The sequence below is a fragment of the Bacteroides sp. D20 genome, from assembly GCF_003436255.1.
GTDB lineage: Bacteria > Bacteroidota > Bacteroidia > Bacteroidales > Bacteroidaceae > Bacteroides > Bacteroides uniformis.
In genome coordinates, this window is record NZ_QSOO01000045.1 from 1 (window position 1) to 1595 (window position 1595).

Here is a 1595-nt window from a genome sequence, read left to right on the forward strand (position 1 = left end):
CCTCAAATCCGCAACTAAGCTCTTCAGCGTCCTTCTTGCGTCTAAACGTCCTCTCATCACTGAATTAGCAGATAAATTGAGGCTGAAATACCCACTTCTGCCCACAATATCCCCTTGCCCCACTATGCGACTTGAGGCAATACGCAGTATCATACCCATAAGTTGTAGGCGTTATCCAAAATCAGTCTGAAAAATATCTGCGTAAGCATTATTACAGGTATAGATATTCAGCACATACCGCCTTGATGTTCTGATCCACTTGGCTGGTACAGAGACAAACCTGAAGACAAACGCTTTTATGCGACTTGTTGCATTGAGTCCGAACCTCTTTACGTCAAGTCTGTGGATAATGGCCTTGTAGAAATTACGGATAAGTGCCGTAAGAAGAAGGAACACAGTGTTCTCTGCCATGAAGGATTTGGGCAATCTGTCCCACCCGAAACCATTGTTCATATCATCGAAGATACGTTCCTTTCCTCCACGAAGGTTATAGAACTCGACAATTTCTCTTGTGGAAGATTCATAGTCGTTAGTCAGGATACAACGGTATGTGTATTCTCCTTCCCAAAGATCCAGCACACCGTCCATCCGTTTCTGTCTTTGAATCACAAGTCGGTATGCTTTACCCTTCCACTTCTCAACAAGAATAGAGTTCAATTCGAACTCAATGCCATTGATTTCCTCAGTCTTCCAGCCTCTAAGAGCAAAGATGTCATTGTAGAGCGAACTGCAGCGGTTTGCGCGGATATAGAAGGATTTGCTGTGTTTCTCTATTTCCTCCACGATTTCCTCGGAACATGATCCACAATCAGCTCTGAAACGATTGATTGTAAGTCCGTTCTGCTCAAATCTCTCAAAGAATCTCTTCAGCGTGTCCTTCTGATGAAAACGAACGTTGGTGTTACCATCGCTATTCTCAATGCCAACAATCAAGTCGTCAATAACCGCCACGCCAGGGCGATAACCAAGGAACTTCTTGTATGTAGGCTTTGCATCATACTTCTCAGTCTCTATGAACTGATGGTCGAAATCAACATCATACATCTCGCCCTCTTTCAGTTGGCCGGATGCAAACATACAATTGAGCAGTAAGGTATTGAGTGTGTCAGCCGTGTTGAAATCGTAGTTCTTACCCGTATCTGATGTGTATGAGATGTTTCCTTGCGTCAGTTCCTTTATCGCTCTGAGGATAGTATCAGAACTACAAGTACGAAGTGTCGGATGGAGCGAGAGATGGTTCATCAAATGAGTAGTGACATCCTCAATGCATGAGCCACCACAGAAGTAGATACTCATGAGGGAACGGACGATTTCACTGTACTGATAACCGAACGAGCTACACCTTAGACCGAGTGTCGAGTCGATTACAGATGACAATGTGGAGTCAAATTGCTCCATGATTGAAAATATTCCTCCAAAAGGAGTGAGCTTCTCGGATTTTATTTGTATTTTTGCCATGCCTGATGAGGTTTTGTTTGATTATTTTTTTGCAACACTAAGTTAAGTGAATCCTCTGACATGGCAAAATCCTGAGCAACTTTTTGTTGCTCAGGTACTTAAAAAAAATATTTTATAATAGTGTTGCGGAATTAAGG

1 protein-coding gene is annotated in these 1595 nt (G+C 42.7%); it reads right to left on the minus strand.

Annotation, left to right across the window (positions count from 1 at the left end):
• Nucleotides 1-171: 171 nt before the first annotated feature.
• Nucleotides 172-1458: an IS1380-like element IS613 family transposase gene (locus DXD78_RS20870; protein ID WP_005805709.1), complete on the minus strand. Its 1287-nt coding sequence runs from the start codon at nt 1456-1458 to the stop codon at nt 172-174.
• Nucleotides 1459-1595 lie beyond the last annotated feature (137 nt).

Coding starts and splice junctions, on each gene's coding strand:
- DXD78_RS20870 (WP_005805709.1), bottom strand. CDS start 1,458: ATGGCAAAAATACAAATAAAATCCGAGAAGCTCACTCCTTTTGGAGGA.